Source organism: Pseudarthrobacter sp. PvP090 (assembly GCF_040547365.1).
Classification (GTDB): Bacteria; Actinomycetota; Actinomycetes; order Actinomycetales; family Micrococcaceae; genus Arthrobacter.
Genome location: NZ_JBEPPO010000008.1, coordinates 135,570 through 153,423 on the forward strand (window position 1 = coordinate 135,570; position 17,854 = coordinate 153,423).

15 protein-coding genes are annotated in these 17,854 nt (G+C 68.1%); 10 read left to right on the forward strand and 5 right to left on the reverse strand.

The window, feature by feature from the left end; translation table 11 throughout:
- The 3 genes from ABIC21_RS11470 to ABIC21_RS11480 are packed head-to-tail and all read right to left on the reverse strand — an operon-like array spanning window position 1 to window position 3,835.
- Window positions 1–2,394, reverse strand: a complete 2,394-nt coding sequence (locus ABIC21_RS11470) for an aerobic carbon-monoxide dehydrogenase large subunit (protein WP_354350528.1) — start codon at window positions 2,392–2,394, stop codon at window positions 1–3.
- Window positions 2,391–2,951 (reverse strand): (2Fe-2S)-binding protein, encoded by a 561-nt coding sequence (locus tag ABIC21_RS11475; RefSeq protein ID WP_354350529.1) that lies wholly within the window; start codon window positions 2,949–2,951, stop codon window positions 2,391–2,393. Before ABIC21_RS11475 ends, ABIC21_RS11470 begins: the two co-directional genes overlap by 4 nt.
- Before the next feature lie 5 nt (window positions 2,952–2,956).
- Window positions 2,957–3,835, reverse strand: a complete 879-nt coding sequence (locus ABIC21_RS11480) for an FAD binding domain-containing protein (RefSeq protein ID WP_354350530.1) — start codon at window positions 3,833–3,835, stop codon at window positions 2,957–2,959.
- Window positions 3,836–3,955: 120 nt separating this feature from the next.
- On the opposite strand from ABIC21_RS11480, the gene ABIC21_RS11485 reads away from it, so the two are divergent.
- Both ABIC21_RS11485 and ABIC21_RS11490 read left to right on the forward strand, forming a co-directional pair.
- Window positions 3,956–4,936, forward strand: a complete 981-nt coding sequence (locus ABIC21_RS11485) for a LysR family transcriptional regulator (protein WP_354350587.1) — start codon at window positions 3,956–3,958, stop codon at window positions 4,934–4,936.
- 118 nt (window positions 4,937–5,054) lie between these two features.
- On the forward strand, window positions 5,055–5,372 hold the full coding sequence (locus ABIC21_RS11490; protein ID WP_354350531.1) for a DUF6457 domain-containing protein: 318 nt from the start codon (window positions 5,055–5,057) through the stop codon (window positions 5,370–5,372).
- A gap of 235 nt (window positions 5,373–5,607) precedes the next feature.
- Here the strand turns inward: ABIC21_RS11490 and ABIC21_RS11495 are convergent, their stop codons facing one another.
- Window positions 5,608–7,959 carry an FdhF/YdeP family oxidoreductase gene (locus ABIC21_RS11495; RefSeq protein ID WP_354350532.1) on the reverse strand — a complete coding sequence of 784 codons (2,352 nt, stop codon included), beginning with the start codon at window positions 7,957–7,959 and terminating at the stop codon, window positions 5,608–5,610.
- A gap of 213 nt (window positions 7,960–8,172) precedes the next feature.
- Here ABIC21_RS11495 and ABIC21_RS11500 point away from each other — a divergent pair, with 213 nt between their 5' ends.
- Window positions 8,173–9,015, forward strand: a complete 843-nt coding sequence (locus ABIC21_RS11500) for a dienelactone hydrolase family protein (protein ID WP_354350533.1) — start codon at window positions 8,173–8,175, stop codon at window positions 9,013–9,015.
- Window positions 9,012–9,536 (forward strand): TspO/MBR family protein, encoded by a 525-nt coding sequence (locus ABIC21_RS11505; RefSeq protein WP_354350534.1) that lies wholly within the window; start codon window positions 9,012–9,014, stop codon window positions 9,534–9,536. The genes ABIC21_RS11500 and ABIC21_RS11505 overlap by 4 nt, the downstream gene beginning before the upstream one ends.
- Before the next feature lie 30 nt (window positions 9,537–9,566).
- Here ABIC21_RS11505 and ABIC21_RS11510 read toward each other — a convergent pair whose 3' ends face one another.
- On the reverse strand, window positions 9,567–11,366 hold the full coding sequence (locus ABIC21_RS11510; protein WP_354350535.1) for a long-chain-fatty-acid--CoA ligase: 1,800 nt from the start codon (window positions 11,364–11,366) through the stop codon (window positions 9,567–9,569).
- Window positions 11,367–11,619: 253 nt separating this feature from the next.
- Between ABIC21_RS11510 and ABIC21_RS11515 the strand changes: the two genes are divergently transcribed.
- From ABIC21_RS11515 to ABIC21_RS11540, 6 genes are all read left to right on the forward strand, one after another.
- The gene (locus tag ABIC21_RS11515; protein ID WP_354350536.1) at window positions 11,620–13,002 is read left to right on the forward strand and encodes an MBL fold metallo-hydrolase RNA specificity domain-containing protein; all 1,383 of its coding nucleotides are present in this window, start codon (window positions 11,620–11,622) and stop codon (window positions 13,000–13,002) included.
- A complete protein-coding gene (locus tag ABIC21_RS11520) occupies window positions 12,999–14,312 on the forward strand; it encodes an erythromycin esterase family protein (protein WP_354350537.1) in 1,314 nt (437 codons plus the stop codon). Before ABIC21_RS11515 ends, ABIC21_RS11520 begins: the two co-directional genes overlap by 4 nt.
- A gap of 202 nt (window positions 14,313–14,514) precedes the next feature.
- Window positions 14,515–15,384, forward strand: coding sequence for a universal stress protein (locus ABIC21_RS11525; RefSeq protein ID WP_354350538.1), 870 nt, complete (start codon window positions 14,515–14,517; stop codon window positions 15,382–15,384).
- A gap of 103 nt (window positions 15,385–15,487) precedes the next feature.
- Window positions 15,488–16,171, forward strand: a complete 684-nt coding sequence (locus ABIC21_RS11530) for a hypothetical protein (RefSeq protein ID WP_354350539.1) — start codon at window positions 15,488–15,490, stop codon at window positions 16,169–16,171.
- A 188-nt stretch (window positions 16,172–16,359) separates the two neighbouring features.
- Entirely contained in the window at window positions 16,360–17,568 is a 1,209-nt protein-coding gene (locus ABIC21_RS11535; protein WP_354350540.1) for an inorganic phosphate transporter, read from the forward strand.
- The gene (locus ABIC21_RS11540; RefSeq protein WP_307464053.1) at window positions 17,569–17,790 is read left to right on the forward strand and encodes a hypothetical protein; all 222 of its coding nucleotides are present in this window, start codon (window positions 17,569–17,571) and stop codon (window positions 17,788–17,790) included.
- The last annotated feature ends 64 nt before the right edge of the window (window positions 17,791–17,854 follow it).

Genomic DNA, 17,854 nt, shown 5'->3' on the forward strand with positions numbered 1-17,854 from the left:
TTAGATCGGCGGCCTTGCGCGGCCCTGCATGGCGGCCCAGACCCGGGCCGGGGTGCAGGGCATGTCCATATGAACCACTCCGTACGGGGCCAGCGCGTCCACGACGGCGTTCACGATCGCCGGGGGCGACCCGACGGTGGCGGACTCGCCGATGCCTTTCGCGCCGATCGGGTGGTGCGGGGACGGGGTGACGGTGAAGCCGGTCTCCCAGTCCGGCACTTCCATCGCGGTGGGGATCAGGTAGTCCATGAAGGACCCGCCCAGGCAGTTGCCGTCGGCGTCGAACTCGATGATCTCCATCAGGGCCATTCCGACGCCGTCGGTCAGTCCGCCGTGCACCTGGCCTTCGATGATCATGGGGTTGATCCGGGTGCCGCAGTCATCCACCGCGATGAAGCGGCGCACCTTGACGTGCCCTGTGCCCGGATCGACGTCGACCACGCAGATGTAGGCCCCGAAGGGGAACGTCAGGTTCGGCGGGTCGTAGGTGACCTCGGCGTCGAGGTTGCCGTCAACGCCCTCGGGCAGCGTCATGGTGCCGTGCGCCGCCATGGCGATCTCCGAGATCGTCTTCCCGGCGCCGGGATCGCCCTTGACGAACCAGCGGCCCTTCTCCCACTCCAGGTCTTCCGGCCGGGTCTCCAGCATGGCCGCGGCGATCAGCTTCGCCTTCTCCCGCACCTTCCGGGCGACGAGGGCGACGGCGCCGCCGCTGACCGGCGTCGAACGGCTCCCGTACGTGCCGAGGCCGAACGGCGTCTGGTCGGTGTCGCCGTGGACGACGTCGATGTCCTCCGGCGGGATGCCGAGTTCCTCGGCGACGATCTGCGCGAAGGTGGTCTCGTGGCCCTGGCCCTGGCTTTGCACCGAGAGCCGGACGACGGCCTTGCCGGTGGGATGGACCCGCAGTTCGGCGCCGTCGGCCATGCCGAGGCCCACGATGTCGAAGTGTTTGCGCGGGCCGGCGCCCACGGTTTCGGTGAAGAAGGAGATGCCGATCCCCATCAGTTCGCCGCGCGCCCGCTTCTCCTGCTGCTCGCGGCGGAGCTCGTCATAGCCGGCCAGCTGCATGGACAGCCGCATGGCCGGTTCGTAGTTGCCGGAGTCGTAGACCCAGCCGGTCTTGTTGGCGTAGGGGAACTGCTCGGGCTTGATGAAGTTCTTCAGCCGCAGTTCCGCCGGGTCCATCTCCAGCTTGCGGGCCAGGATGTCCACCATCCGCTCGACGAGGTAGACGGCTTCGGTGACGCGGAAGGAGCAGGCGTAGGCGACGCCGCCGGGCGCCTTGTTGGTGTAGACGCCCGTGACGGAGCAGTAGGCGGCCTTGATGTCGTAGCTGCCGGTGAAGATGGAGAAGAAGCCGGCGGGGTACTTGGTGGGCTGGGCAGTGGCGTTGAAGGCGCCGTGGTCCGCCAGGACGTTGGTGCGCACCGCGAGGATCTTGCCGTCCTTGGTGGCCGCGATCTCGCCCTGCATGATGTAGTCGCGGGCGAAGGAGGTGGACATCAGGTTCTCCGAGCGGTCCTCCACCCATTTCACCGGCTTGCCGGTGACGATCGACCCGACGACGGCGAGGATGTAGCCGGGGTAGATGCCGACCTTGTTGCCGAAGCCGCCGCCGATGTCCGGGGACACCACCCGGATCTTGTGCTCGGGGATCCCGGCGACGATCGCGAATAGGGTGCGGTGCGCGTGCGGGGCCTGGGTCGTTTCGTAGAGTGTCAGTTTGCCGTCGACGGCGTCGAAGTCGGCGATCGCGCCGCAGGTCTCCATCGGGGCCGGGTGCACGCGCGGGTAGACTATCTCCTGGGAGACCACGACGTCGGCGCTCGCGAAAACGGCCTCGGTTTCGGCCTTGTCGCCCATCTCCCAGTCGAAGATATGGTTGTCCGTCTTGCCCTCGATCTCGTCGCGGATCACCGGGGCATCGGCGTCGAGGGCCTTCCGGGCGTCGATGACCGGGGGCAGGACGTCGTATTCGACGTCGATCAGCTCCAGCGCGTCGCGCGCCGCGTAGCGGTCCTCGGCCACGACGAACGCGACCTCCTGGCCCTGGAAGCGGACCTTGTCCGTCACGAGGACTGCCTGGACATCGGCGGAGAGGGTGGGTGCCCAGGCGAGCTTGAGGCCGAGCAGGTCCTTCCCGGTGATGACGGCGAGGACCTTGGGGTGGGCGAGGGCGTTGGTGGTGTCGATGGAGACCAGCCGGGCGTGGGCCACGGGGGCGCGCAGGATGGCCCCGTGCAGCATGCCGGGCAGGACAATGTCGTCCAGGTAGTTGCCTTTGCCGCGGACGAAGCGCGGATCTTCCTTCCGCTGGATCCGGCCGTAGCCGATCGGGCGGTCCTCGTCGCCGGCCGCCGGGTTGCTGGGCCGTTCGTGGATGACGGTCATGCCTTCACCTCTGTGTCTGCTGTTTCCGACGGGATGTCCTCGATGACGGTGTCCGTGCCGGCGATGACCTCGTCCACCGTCGCGTCGGCGTCGCCGCCGGCCGGGTGGGCGGCGGCCCACTGCACCGACCGGACGATTGTGGCGTAGCCGGTGCACCGGCAGATCTGCCCGGAAATCGCCTGCCGGATCTCGGTGGTGTCCGGGTGCGGGTTCTTGTCGAGCAGGGCACGGGCGGTCAGCATCATGCCGGGGGTGCAGAAGCCGCACTGCAGCCCGTGTTCCTCCATGAAGCCCTGCTGGACGGGGTCAAGGGTGCCCCCGCTGGCGAGGCCCTCGACCGTGCGGATGTCGTGTCCGGCGGCCATTGCCGCAAGGACGGTGCAGGACTTCACCGGCTGGCCGTCCATCAGGACCACACACGTCCCGCAGTTGCTCGTGTCGCAGCCCCAGTGGGTCCCGGTCAGGCCAAGGACTTCGCGGATGTAGTGGACCAGGAGCACGCGGGGCTCAATGTCGTTGGTGACTTCGTTGCCGTTGACGGTCATGCTGATCTGCATCCGCTTCAGCCTTCCTGTGTCTGGGCGGCGCGGGCGCAGGCCTGCCGCAGCACCCGCCGGGTGAGTTCGTCGGCGAGATGCCGTTTGTAGTCAATCGGGCCGCGCTGGTCGGCTACGGGGTCGCAGGCCGCCGCGGCGAGCCGTCCGGCCTCCGCGAACAGTTCCTCCCCGGGCTGCCGGCCGCGGAGCAGTTCGGCGGCCCCGGCGACGGTGTGGTCGAGCCCAAGGGCGGTCAGTCCGACGGCGGCGTCGGCGATGGTGCCGTCCGCGGCGAGCGTTACGGACGCGCCCGCGGCGCCGACCGCCCAGTCGCCCACCCGGCGTTCAACCTTTTCGTAGGCGCTGCCCGACCGGGGGCGGATGGGGATGCGGACCTCACACAGCAGTTCGTCCTGGCCCACCGCCGTCTCGTAGGGGCCGCGGTGGAAGTCGGCCATCGGCAGGGTGCGCTCGCCGGCCGGCCCGCGGATCACGGCTTCAGCCGCCAGCACGTCGCAGACCGTGGACAGGTCCTCGGCCGGGTCGGCCTGGCAGAGCGAGCCGCCGATGGTGCCCCGGTTCCGCACGACCGGATCGGCGATCACGGCCTCGGCGTCCCGGACGATGGGGAAGAGCGCCGCTATGTCGTCCGACTCCAGGAGGGTCGTGTGGCGCGTCAGCGCGCCGATGCGCAGTTTGTCGCCGTCGCGCAGGATGAAGTCGAGTTCGTACAGGTCGTTGATGTCGATCAGCCACTCGGGCCGGGAGAGCCGGAGCTTCATCATCGGCAGGAGGCTGTGGCCCCCCGCGACGACCCGCGACTCCGCGCCGTGCCGGGAGAGGAGTTCCAGTGCGTTCGCCACGGAAGTGGCCCGCACGTAGTCGAAAGGCGCCGGAATCTGCATAGTCCCTACCTCACTCCAGGGCGCTGGCAACGTCGCGCAGCACCGGTTTGAGGCAAGTCTTGCCCCGGGGGAGACTGAGTGTCAATATCGTCATAAGCGAAAGGTTATGACGCCGTGGCCATGACATTGAGCCAGCTCCGCACGTTCGCCCTGGTTGCCCGTCTGGGCTCGCTGCACGCTGCCGCGGAGACCCTCGGCGTCAGCGAACCGGCGGTTTCCGCTGCCCTGGCGGCGCTCCGCCAGGACCTCAGTGACCCGCTCTTTGTCCGCGCCGCGGGCGGCATCGCACTGACGCCGGGCGGCCGGGCACTGGCCGAGTACGCCCAGGACATTGTCGGGCTCGCGGACCGGGCGCGCTGGCAGGTCGCCCATGCCAAGAACGACGCCGGCCGGCTGAAGGTCGCGTCGACCGCGCCCTTCGCCGAACACGCCGCCGGCCGGCTGCTGGACGTCTTCACCAAACGGGTTCCCGGCGCTGCGGTGGACGTGGTGGTCGAGTCCGTCGACGACCTTGCCTCGCTCCTGCAGGAACGCGCGTACGACATCGCCCTGGGTGCCCGGCCGACGGCTCCGGCGGGGAGAGCCGTCACCGAGCTGGGCCTGGAGTGCGTCCCCTTCCTGCGCTACCAGCGTGCCCTGGTGGCGGATGCCGGGCATCCGCTGGCCCGGCTGCACGGGCCGGTGGCCGTGGCCCGGCTGCTGGACCGGCCGTGGTTTGCCGGACCGGCGGGGATCCAGGCCAGCTCGGAAGAGGGACGGTGGCTGGCGTCGATGGGGGTCGCGCCGGAGGTCATCAGGCTCAGCAGCGAGACGGAGGCCCTGGCGGCGGTCAGGGCGGGGGAGGGCATCATGCTGGCGCTCGGCCACATTGTCCGCACCGAGCTCCAGAGCGGCGCACTCGTGCGGCTGCCCGTCGTCGGGACACCGGTCACCGGTTTGTGGTGGGCGAGCACCCTGGACCACCGCCGGACCACGACGATGGCGCAGACCCTGCAGCGCTTCGCGGGCACCGCCGACGCGACCGCCGCGATGGTTGCCCCGGGCGGCTCCCGGGGACTGGAACGCCGGGGGTCCAAGTTCCACGTCGCCCTGTGGAGCTGAGGAGGCTTCGGGTTTCCCTGGGCGCAATTGCCTGTGTCGCGTTGCGAAACCCGGGTGTCGGTGCTACCCCTTGTGGGGAAGACGATCGACTGACAACCCGCTACGAAGAGGAGAAACAATGACTTTGCCCCGGGACGAAGACAGCTCGCTGCGGCACTGGAGTGCCCGCCTGATCCAGGCGCTGCAGATCCTTGATCTGGAGGTGGACCACGAAAAGATCGTCCAGGTCGCGGACGAGTCGCTGAAAGCCGTCGGGCCGCATGCCGATGCCATCAGCGCGTTCATCGTGGGATACGCCGCGGGAACCGCGTCGACGGACGGCCGGAAGAGCACACAGGAGGCCGTCCACGCGGCGTCCAACAAGGTCCTCGAGCTGTGTGAGCACGGCGAATCCGGCGGCCCCGACGAAAAGGGCTGGGCCAAGCGCGCCCAATAGCCCCAGGATCCAGGCACCCCCGGCGGGACATGCCCTCCGTGCGCGCCCGCGGATGGGCATGGTGGCATGATGTCCAGTGGCCGCGGCCAAGGCTGGGCATGTCCCGCGGAGACCTTGGCTACCCCGGCGGGACATGTCCTCCGTGCGCCCCCGCGGATGGGCATGATGGCATTAAGTCCAGTGGCCGCGGCCAAGGCTGGGCATGTCCCGCGGAGCGTGCCCGCGGGGTTGCTTCCTACTGCGTGCGGGCCGCGCCGGATGCCACGGTGGTGGAGCCGTCCGGAGTCTGGTCCTCGCTGGGTTCGAGCCGCACGATCACGGCCTTTGATACCGGGGTGTTGCTGCCTTCGGCCGTATGGTTCAGCGGCACCAGCACGTTGGCTTCCGGATAGTACGCCGCCGCGCAGCCGCGGGCCGTCGGGTAGGAGACCACCCGGAACCTGCGGACCATACGCTCCACACCGTCCTGGTACTCGCCGCGGATATCCACGAACATTCCGTCCGCCAGGCCCAGTTCGGCGATGTCCTCCGGGTTCACGAACACCACATGCCGGCCCTTTTTGATGCCCCGGTAGCGGTCGTTGTGGCCGTAGATGGTGGTGTTGAACTGGTCGTGGGAGCGCATGCTCTGCAGGATCAGCGTCCCCTCCGGCTTGTCTACGTGCTCCAGTTGATTGACGGTCAGCACCGCCTTGCCCGTCGGTGTGGGGAAGGTGCGGGAATCCCGCGGCCCGTTCGCCAGGATGAAGCCGCCCTCCTGCCGGATCCGCTCGTTATAGTTCTCGCAGCCGCCGACGACCCGCGAGATGTGGTCCCGGATCAGGTCGTAGTTTTTCTCGAAACCGTCCCAGTCGGCCTTGACCTTGTCCCCGACCAGCGCCTTGCCGAGCCGGGAGACAATCGCCGGCTCGGAGAGCAAGTGGTGCGAGACCGGTTCAACACTGCCCCAGGAGGGGTGCACTGCGCAGACCGTGTCCTCCACGGACACGAACTGCGGGCCGGACTCCTGGATATCGATCTCGCTCCGGCCCATCGTGGGCAGGATCAGGGCCTCCGCGCCGGTCACGGTGTGGGACCGGTTGAGTTTCGTGGAAATCTGCACGGAGAGTTCGGTGTTCTGCATGGCCGCTTCGGTGGCGTTCGTGTCCGAAATGGCGCCGACGAAGTTTCCGCCGAGCGCTATGAACGCCTTGATCCCGCCGTCGCGCATCCTGTTGATGGTTTCCACGGCGTCCACGCCGTGGTCGCGGGGCGGCTCGAAGCCGAACTCCTCGCCAAGGGCGTCCATGAAGGACTGCGGCATCTGCTCCCAGATCCCCATGGTGCGGTCGCCCTGGACATTGCTGTGGCCGCGGATCGGCGAGGCGCCGGCGCCGGGCTTGCCGATGTTCCCGCGCAGCAGGAGCAGGTTGATGATCTCCTTGATAGTGGCCACGCCCTTCTTCTGCTGCGTGATGCCCATGGCCCAGGTGATGATGACTTTCTCGGCCTTCAGGTAACGGGCCGCGAGTTCATCGATTTCGTCCGTGCGCAGGCCGGTCGCCAGCAGGACCGCCTCCTCATCCAGCAGGCTGAGGTGTTCCTTGAGTTCGTCCAGGCCCTCGCAGTGCTCGGCGAGGAATGCGTGGTCCAGGACGGTCCCCGGGTTCCGGGACTCGGCGTCGAGCACACGTTTGGAGATGGCCTGCAGCAGCGCCATGTCGCCGCCGATGCGGATGTGCAGGAACTGGTCCGCGATCTCCGTCCCGCGGCCGATGATGCCCTTGACCTTCTGCGGGTTCTTGTACCGGCGCAGGCCGGCCTCCGGCAGGGGATTGACGGCGACGATCTCGCCGCCGTTTTCCTTGCACGCTTCCAGCTCGGTCAGCATGCGCGGGTGGTTGGTGCCGGGGTTCTGGCCCATGACGATAATCAGGTCAGCCTTGGCAAAATCATCAAAGCTGACGGTGGCTTTGCCGATGCCGATGGTCTGGCCCATGGCCCAGCCCGAGGACTCGTGGCACATATTGGAGCAGTCCGGCAGGTTGTTGGTGCCGTAGCCGCGGACCATCAGCTGGTAGAGGAAGGCAGCCTCGTTGGAGGTGCGTCCGCTGGTGTAGAAGGCGGCTTCGTCCGGTGAGTCCAGGCCCTTGAGCTTGTCCGTGATGATCCGGATCGCCTCGGGCCAAGTCACCGGCTTGTAGTGGTCCTCGCCGGCAGGCTTGTGGACCGGCTCGGTGAGCCGGCCCTGCATGCCCAGCCAGTACTCGGAATGCGTCCGCAGCTCACTGACGGAATGTTCGGCCCAGAACTCCGGGCCGATGACCACGGGCGTCGCCTCCCAGGTGACGGCCTTCGCACCGTTTTCGCAGAACTCGAAGGCCTTGCGGTGGTTCGGGTCCGGCCACGCGCAGCTGGGGCAGTCGAAGCCGTGTTTCTGGTTCATCGCCAGCACGGTCTTGCGCGTCCGGTTCAGGCCCATGTGTTCGATCGCGGGCTTCATGGAGTGCAGCACCCCGGGGATGCCGGCAGCCCAGTCCTTTGGACCGCCGCCGACCTCGAGGTCCTTTTCGTCGTTTTCCTCGACCTGGGGATTCTTGCGGCTCACGTGAACTTCCCTTCTGCAACCACCGCCCTGTTCAGGCCGGCGCGTCTGTACTACACAGCACACTACCTTTTGGCCTGTTACAGGCCTATCAGCTGGTTCGGAGCGCCGCAAGGGATCTGGCGTCGACGGCGGCGCCACAGTTCCGTAGCATGTGCGGTACGCGGGGCGGCCTAGTGACTTCAGCAGTGCCGCCCGGAATCGAGGGGGCCGTCCATGCCGGAGCACCGGGAAACGTCCGAGCAACGGGAAACGCTGGAGGGCTTCACCGAATCGACCTTCAGCCACGGCGGCATCCGCCACCAGGTCTTTCGGGCCGGGGCGGGCCCGGCCGTGATCCTGATCCACGAGGTTCCCGGGATCCACCCGGGCGTGCTGGATCTCGGGCGCCGGCTGATCGGCCGGGGCTTCACCGTCTACCTTCCCTCGATGTTCGGGCGGCCCGGTGGAAAAGCGGGCAAGGGAATCGTGAAGTCCATCGCGAAGGTGTGCATTTCGCGCGAATTCGCCGTGCTGGCGAACCGGAGCAGCCCGGCCACGGGTTGGCTGCGTGCCCTCGCCGCCCAGGCGCACCAGGAGTGCGGCGGCCCCGGTGTCGGGGCGATCGGCATGTGCATGACGGGGAGCTTCGCCCTCGCGATGGCCCTGGAACCCGCAGTCCTGGCGCCGGTGATGAGCCAGCCCGCGCTGCCGGCGGGCCTGACCGCCCGGAAGCGGGCCGCCGTCGGGCTGGACGACGACGAACTGGCGCGGGTGAAGGCGCGGACCAGGCAGGGACTTCGGCTGCTCGGCTTGCGGTTCAGTAACGACCGGGGGTGTCCGGCGGAGCGCTTCGTCACCCTGCGGCGGGAATTCGGTGAGAGCTTCGAGGGCATCGAGGTCGATTCGTCGCCGGGCAACCCGTACGGCATCGCCCCGACCGCGCACTGCGTCCTGACGGTGGACCTGGTGGACACCCCGGGACACCCGACGAAGGCGGCGCTGGAGCGGACCATCGAGTTTATCGACGAGCGCCTGCGGCCGGACACGGCGGCGGCGGCAACAGAGGAGCAGAAATGAAACTCAGGACAGTAGTGTGGACGGCAGCTGCGACCGCGGCAACGGCGGCGGTCGGCGGGATAGCGACGGATCCGGACAGCCGCTGGTACCGGCGGCTGCACAAACCGGACTGGCAGCCGCCCGCTATCGCTTTTCCCGTGGTGTGGACAGCGCTTTACGCGGACCTGGCCGTGAGTTCCGCCGTGGCACTGGACAGCGGCGGCGCAGCCGCGGACACCCCCGAAAGCCCGGGCGGCAGCACCCGGCGGCGGGAGCTGGCCGCCTACCGGGGCGCCCTGGCCGCCAACCTCGTGCTGAATGCGGCGTGGAGCTGGCTCTTCTGGCGCGCCCGCCGGCCGTGGCTGGCCGCAGTGGAGTGTGCCGTGTTGACGGCGAGCAGCGCCGACCTGGTGCGGCGGACGTACCATTTGAACCGCAGCGCCGGCGTGTCCCTTGCCCCCTACGCCCTGTGGTGCGGTTTCGCCACCGTCCTGTCGGCGGCGATTGCGCGGCTTAATCCCGGACCGGGCCGCGGGCGCTAACCGGACCCCGGGCGCCAGCGGTCCCTCAGTTCAGTGCCCTGCCATGAGGGTGTCCCGGATTTCACGGCGGAGGACCTTGCCGATGAGCGAGCGGGGCAGGGAATCGAGCACCACCACCCGGCGCGGCACCTTGTATGCGGTCAGGTGTTTCCGGGCAAAGGCCAGGAGCGCGGCAGGATCGATGGTGGTGCCCGGGATCGGCACCACGGCGGCGACCACGTCCTCGCCCCCACCGGGGCGCGGCAGCCCGACCACGGAGACTTCCGACACGCCGGAGAACGTGGCCAGGACGTCCTCCACCTCGCTGGGGGAGACGTTGAATCCCCCCGTAATGATCAGCTCCTTGATCCGGTCCCGGATCGTCACGAAGTAGTCGTCGTCGACGGAGACGATGTCGCCGGTGCGGAACCAGCCGCCGTCGAGCAGCGCCTCCTCGGTCTCCTCCGGGCGGTTCCAGTAGCCGGAGAACACCTGGGGGCCGCGGATCAGGAGTTCCCCTTCCTCGCCCGGGGCACGGTCGAGCGCGACGTTCCGGGGATCCACCACCCGGATGTCGGTCAGCGGGAACGGCACCCCGACGGTGCCCGGCTTGCGGCTGGGGCCGAAGGGGTTGCCGATCGCGATCGGGGACGTTTCGGTCAGCCCGTAGCCCTCAATCAGGTAGCCGCCGGTCGCCTTCTCCCAAGTCTCCACCGTAGCCGCCGGCAGGTTCATGGCGCCGGAGATGGAGAAGCGGATGCTTTGCAGCCCGATGCCGCGTTCCGCTGCGGCGGCGGCGATCCGGTCATAAATCGGGGGCACGGCGGGCAGGAAGGTCGCCGGGGACTTCTTGAGCGCCTTCAGCACGAGGTCGACGTCGAACTTCGGGAACAGGACCAGCTTCGCGCCGATGCTCAGGGCGAACGTCATGCACAGCGTCAGACCATAGGCGTGGAACATCGGCAGGACCGCGTACACGGTCTCCCGGCCGTCCTTGAGCCCCGGCACCCACGCCCGGCCCTGCGCGGCGTTGGCCTGCAGATTGGCGTGGCTGAGCATGGCGGCCTTGGGGAGTCCCGTGGTGCCGGAGGTGTACTGGAGGACGGCGAGGTCCGTGGCCGCGGGGCGGGGATGTTTCCTCTTGAGCTCTCCGGCGTCGAGGAGCTTCCGCCAGGGCAGCACGGGCCGCGGGGCGGGAGCCGTCCGGCCCTTCGGCTCGTCCCTGCCGACGGTGAGGGCTGACCGGGCCTTGCGGGCCGCGGGAACCGGCAGCCGCAGCGCCAGCCGCTGCAGCAGCGGCATCGCGGGGATGAGTTCCACTGAGACGATGCTGCGGAGCCCGACGTCGGCCGGCAGTTGGCGGACCCGTTCCACCGCCTTGTCCCAGACAATGGCGACGGTGGCCCCGTGGTCCTCGAACTGGTGGCGCAGTTCCCGGTCCGTGTACAGGGGATTGTGCTCGACGACGACGGCGCCGAGGCGCAGCACGGCATGGAAGGCGATGATGTGCTGCGGGCAGTTCGGCATCACCAGGGCAACCCGGTCGCCGGCCTTGACGCCGAGTTTCTCCAGCCCGGCGGCGGCCCGGCTGATCAGCGCGCCGAGTTCGCGGTAGCTGGTGCGGGCGCCGAAGAATTCCAGCGCGGTCTTCGACCCGTAGCGGCGCACGGAGCTGTCCATGAGGTCCACGAGCGATCCCTCGGGGAGCACCAGGTCCGCCGGAACACCCGGCCCGTAGGAACCGGTCCAGGGGCGGTCACGCCAGGGCTGCCCGGGCTGCCCGTGGTCCCGGGCGGTACCGTCCGAAGCCCTTCCGTGGGGCGTCGTCCGCGTGGATTTCTTCTTCATCATTTGTCCTTGCCGCTGGAATCCGCCGGGTGTCCGCGGGCAAAAGGGCCCGCCGGAAAATCCTACCGGTGCCCGGGCCAGGGCCTGTGCCGGGCCCCGGCCGGAGCCTGAGCGGCGGCGTTGCGGCTCGTGACTTTTGGCCCTAGGGGCGGGCCGGGCCCGGGCGGAAGCTAGGTACATCGCCTGCGCGGATCAGCCGTGCCGTTTCGTGACGATGCGGGGCAGTCCAGGCCGGACATCCGGGATCGGGAGCACTATGAAACACCAGCAGCCCACCCTCCGTTTCCTCGGAGCCACCGACACTGTCACCGGTTCCAGGTACCTGCTCGAGGCCGGCGGGAAGCGCGTGCTGGTGGACTGCGGGCTCTTCCAGGGCTACAAACGCACCCGCGACCGGAACCGGATGCCGTTCCCGGTCCGGCCGGGATCGATCGACGCCGTCGTCCTGACCCATGCGCACCTGGACCACACCGGCTACGTGCCCGCGCTGGTGCGGGACGGGTTCACCGGGCCGGTCATCGCCACCGACGGCACCACGGACCTGTGCAAGCTGCTCCTCCCCGACAGCGGCTACCTGCAGGAGGAGGAAGCCCGGTACGCCACCCACCGGGGATCGTCCCGGCACAGTCCGGCCCTTCCGCTCTACACCGCGGCCGAGGCGGTGAAGTCCCTCAACAGCTTCGAGATCCAGGATTTCGACGATCCGCGGGACCTCGGCGGGGGGATGGAACTGACGTTCCTGCCGGCTGGCCACATCCTGGGCGCGGCCCAGGTCCACGTCCGGATCGGCTCACATTCGGTGCACTTCACCGGCGACCTGGGCCGGGCCGATGACCCGCTGATGTACCCGCCCCGGCCGCTCGTCGCGACCGATGTGCTGGTCACGGAGTCCACCTACGGGAACCGGAAGCACTCCACCGTGGACCCTGAACAGCAACTCGGGGACATCATCAACCGGGTCGCGAAGCGCGGCGGCGTTGTGCTGTTCGCCGCGTTCGCCGTCGGCCGGGCGGAAACCCTGATGCTGTACCTGTCCCGCCTCCGCAGCAAGCACCTGATCCCGGACATCCCGGTGTACCTCAACAGCCCGATGGCCATCGACGCATCCGGGATGTACCAGCGGCACCCTGAGGAGCACCGGCTCAAGGAGCAGGAATACATGAACATGTACAAGGTCGCCAAGCTCACCCGCTCGGTCGATGAGTCCAAGCTGCTGAACCTCCGCGGCGGCCCGATGATCATCATCTCCGCCAGCGGAATGCTCACCGGCGGCAGGATCCTGCACCACCTTGCCGCCTACGGGCCGGACCCGAAGAACGCGGTGATCCTCAGCGGCTACCAGGCCGGGGGCACGCGTGGCGCCACGCTGGCCGCCGGCGAACGCGAACTCCGGATCTACGGTGAGGACGTCAAGGTCCGGGCCGAAGTGATCCAGATGGAAAGCCTGTCCGCGCATGCCGACGCGGACGGCATCATCGCGTGGATGCAGGCCGCGGAACGGGAACCCCGGATGACCTATATCGCCCACGGCGAACCGGACGCCTCGGATGCCCTGCGCATCCGGATCAAACATGAGCTCGGCTGGCGCGCGCGGGTCCCCGAACACCTGGAACAAATCTCGATTGAGGAGCCCCGATGACTTCCGGCGTCGCCAAATCCGCAGTTTTGGCCGAAATCCATTCACTGGCCAGGCCGCTGAAGACGGACCGGGACCTCAACGGCCTCGTCCGGCGGGCAGCGGGCTGCCGGTTCGTCGCGATCGGTGAAGCCTCCCACGGCACGCACGAGTTCTATACCTGGCGTGACACCCTCAGCCGGCGCCTCATCGAAGAAGAGGGCTACAACTGGATCGGGGTGGAGGGGGACTGGCCCGATTGCTGGCGGATCAACAACTGGGTGCGGGGCGAGACGGGGCAGGGGCAGGGCGTTCATGCCCTGCTCGCCGGCTTCGAACGCTGGCCCACGTGGATGTGGGCGAACGAGGAGGTTGCCGCGTTCCTGGATTGGCTGCGCACCTGGAATCTCGGCCGCCCGATGAGCCAGCGCGTCGGCTTCTACGGACTCGATGTGTATTCGCTCTGGGATTCGCTGCGCGAGATCATCGGCTGGCTGGAGGGCAATGTTCCCGACGCCGTCCCGGCCGCCCTGCGCGCCTGGCAGTGCTTCCTGCCGCACCGCGAGGACCCGCACAAGTACGCCTGGAGCACGCGGCTGGTGCCGCAGTCCTGCGAGGCTGACGTCATCGCCCTCCTCACCGAGGTCAGGAGCCGCGTGTCCGCCCCGGGCGGGCACGACGAGGCCGCCTTCGACGCGGTGCAGAACGCCGAAGTGGCTGCTAACGCCGAGCACTATTACCGGATCATGGTCCGCGGCGACCGGCAGTCCTGGAACGTCCGGGACCACCATATGGCCGACACAATCGACCGGCTCAGCAGGCACCTGGGGCCCGACTCGAAGGGCCTCATCTGGGAGCACAACACCCACGTGGGGGATGCCCGGGCCACCGATATGGCCCAGGACGGACTCGTCAACGTGGGGCAGCTGCTGCGCGAGCGGCACGCCGCGGAAGGCGTCATGCTGGTGGGCCTTGCCTCCCACCGGGGCGAGGTGATCGCGGCGGACGCCTGGGGCAGCCCGGAGCGGATCCTGAGCGTTCCGCCGGCCCGCCGGGGCAGCCACGAGGATTTCCTGCACGAGGCCTTGGGTGTGCCGTCGGTCCTGGAGTTCGGTGAGGACAGGTCCGGACCGTGGCTCTCCACCTGGCTTGGCCACCGGGCCATCGGGGTGGTCTACCATCCCGAGCGGGAGCTCGGGAACTACGTTCCGACCCGCATCGGCGAGCGCTACGACGCGCTGATCTGGTTCGAGCACACCCGCGCCCTGCGGCCGGTGCACCATGAAGGACGCCCGCGGGAACCGGAATTCGAGACGGAACCGACCGGCTTCTAAGCCGCTGCCCGCGAGGGGGCATCGGACCGTCGCAGCATCACGACGGCGGCCGGAACAAGGGCGGCCCTGGGCAGTGCGGGGCTTAAGGCCCTAACCGGGGGTCAGGGCCCGGCGCACACTGAAGTGTCGGCGGACGCCTGGGCTGCCGCCCGGATCATGCCATGCAGAACAGACCGTGCCATGGAAAAGAGCAGGATTCAGAATGAATAAACCAATTGTCGTGGGATTCAACGGATCAGCCGGCAGCGAGGCCGCGCTGACGTGGGCCCTTGAGCGGGCGGGCACCTACAAGCTTCCGGTCATCATCATTCACGCCGTGGATGACCGCTGGATGTCCCCGGATTTTCAGTACCACGAGCTCATCAGGCAATCGGGCATGGAGTTGCTCCAAAAGGCGCAGGAGAGCGCCGCCGAGCAGGCGCCCGATGTGAAGGTGGAGGTCCAGCTGCGTCACGGCAGCGGCGGCTCCGTGCTGCGCGAGGTCTCGAAGGAAGCCTCCATCGTGGTCGTCGGCGAGCACGACAAGCATTGGATGGACGGCGGTCCGCTGACAGACCGGGCCCTGCAGATCGTCTCCGCCTCGGAAATCCCCGCGGCGGTGATCCCGTTGAAGCGCGGCGCGGGCAACCACGGCGTCGTGGTTGGCGTGGACGGCTCCGAGGAATCCCTGCAGGCGGTCGACTTCGCCGCCGCTGAGGCAGACCGGGGCGGTGACGAGTTGACCGTTGTCCTCGCCTTCCGCAGGCCCGCCCGCTGGATCGAAAACCAGCTGCCAAAGAGCGGGCTCGCCGAGACCATCCTCGAGGAGGACCGGATCGTCCTGGCCGAATCCGTGGCCGGGCTGGGCGACAAATATCCGGACATCGTCGTCCACCAGAAGCTTGAGCCCGACACCGAACCCGCCAAGGCCCTGGTCGAGGCGGCCAAGGACGCCCGCCTCCTGGTGATCGGCAGCCGCGGCCGCGGCGGTTTCTCCCGGATGGTTCTCGGGTCCACAGCCCATGCCGTCCTCCTCAATGTGCCGTGCCCGACCATCGTCACCCGGGTGCATAAGGTCAAGCACGAGGACTGAGCAGCGGGGCAGTCAGTCCGCAGCAGGACAGTCCCCTTGAGCAAGGGGGCTGTCCTGCGTCGCGGCCCTTGAGCCCGCCCGGGACGGATGGGAGGATGATGCCGTGGAGCCCATCTTGGATTTTGTCGGCCACTTCTGGTGGCTCATCTTCCCCCTGAGCGGACTGTTCGGCGGCTGGGCACGCTCGTGGTCCAGGGCCAGCGAACGCCGGCACCGGCGCCGGGTGGAGCTCTATAAGCTCCGTAACCAGGCGGCAGCGCAGGAGAAGGCCAGCCGGGACCAGGTCCGGCAGCTCATGGACAGCCACGACGCGGTCAACCGGCGCTGGCTCGACTACGAGCTTGACGTGGGGAAACTCATCGATTTCCCGGTCATGACCGATGTCCGTGAACCACTGACCGTGGCGTTCCTGCGGGCCAAGCGCACGGCCGACGGCCTGCGGCCGGGAACCCCGGAGGACATCACGACGGCGGCGCAGCTGGGGGAGTACCGCGAAGCAGTCCACAGCTTCGAGCTGGCCTTCGACGTCGCCGAGCGGGAAGCCCGGCGGATCAAGGACAGCAACTTCACCGGACCGGAGCGGGATCGCCTCGCCACCGCCCGGAAACTGCTGCGGATCGCCTCGGACGCCGCGGCGACCCCGGCGGAGCGGCAGACCGCTTACAAACGTGCGCGGCGGGAACTGGACGGACTGATAGTGCTGCCGGACGCGACACTGGCCGCGCTTGAGGAGAAGATCGCCGGCATGATCGGCGCCGGCAGAAAACCCGACGTCCACCAGGGCTGACGGAAGTGCACAAACTCAGTGGGCGGCGGGGTTGCCGGCCGTTTTTGACCTGCCCTCTTTCCCCCGTACGATTTAAGCCGTCAAGCTACTTTGCTGAACGCTGCACTCCCTCCCGGTGAATCCCGGATGAATTTTGCGGCAACGGGGAATGAAACTGCTGACCGTCGACTCTGCAGATTGGGCAACAGGTGGAAATCACCATCATGGTGGCGCTGGTAATTGCACTGGCGCTTTTTTTTGACTTCACCAACGGATTTCATGACACGGCCAATGCGATGGCCACGCCCATCGCGACCGGTGCCATCAAACCTAAAACGGCCGTCGCCCTTGCGGCGGTGCTGAACCTGGTGGGGGCATTTCTGTCCACGGAAGTGGCGAAGACCGTGTCGGGCGGCATCATCAAGGAGGGCGACGGGATCCAGATCACGCCGGACATCATCTTTGCCGGGCTGATGGGCGCCATCCTGTGGAACATGATCACCTGGCTGAAAGGCCTTCCGTCGAGTTCCTCGCACGCTCTCTTCGGCGGCCTGATCGGTGCGGCCATCGCCGGTATCGGCATCCACTCGATCAACTTCGAAAGCCTCATGCAGAAGGTGATCCTGCCCGCGATCTTCGCGCCGATCATCGCCGGCGGCGTGGCATACCTCTGCACCAAACTGGCCTACGCGCTGACCTCCCGCCACGACCCGGAGACCGGCAGCAAGCTCACGCAGAAGCGCGGCGGCTTCCGCAACGGCCAGATCTTCACGTCCAGCCTCGTTGCCCTGGCGCACGGCACCAATGACGCACAGAAAACCATGGGCATCATCACCCTCGTGCTGATCGCCGCCGGCACCCAGCAGCCCGGCTCCGGACCGCAGTTCTGGGTCATCGCCTCCTGCGCTTTCGCCATTGCGCTGGGCACGTACTCCGGAGGCTGGCGGATCATCCGCACCATGGGATCCGGACTCACCGACGTGAAGCCCGCCCAGGGTTTCGCCGCCGAAAGCAGCACGGCGTCCGCCATCCTGGCGTCCTCGCATCTGGGGTTCGCGCTGTCCACCACCCAGGTGGCCTCGGGCTCCGTGATCGGTTCGGGCATGGGCCGCCGCGGCACCACCGTCCGCTGGGGGACCGCGGGAAAAATTGCCATCGGCTGGCTCTTCACCCTCCCGGCCGCCGGGATCGTGGGGGCCCTCACCGCCATGCTGGTGCAGACCGGCGTCGTGGGCGTTGTCATTGCCGCCGTGGCCGGCACGGGTGCGGTGCTGTACATGTTCCTCCACTCCAAGAAGTCGCACGTCGGACACCACAACGCCGTCGAGGTCGAGGAAGCCGGCGCGGCCGTCCGCTTCCGCAAGAAGAAGGCGCTTGCCGTCAGCCGCGCCAACAACAAGCCGAAGGACGACCTGTAAATGAAGTGGCTGGAACTCGTTCAAGTGGCGGGCGCAACGCTTGTCTCGGCAGTGACCGTTGTGGTCCTGTACTCCCTGGGGGTCCGTCTCACGGCGATCGCCGGCGACGTCAGCGAAAGAAAGCCCGCCTGGCTGCGGCCGCTCGCCTACGTGTGCTTCGCCCTGTGCGGCCTGGCCGTGCTGTTCGGGCTCTACCTGATCATTCCTTACTTCAGCAAGTAGCCGGCGGGGGCCCCGACCGGGCCCCGGTTGCACGCCCCGGAGGATGGGCACCCCGGGCGGGATT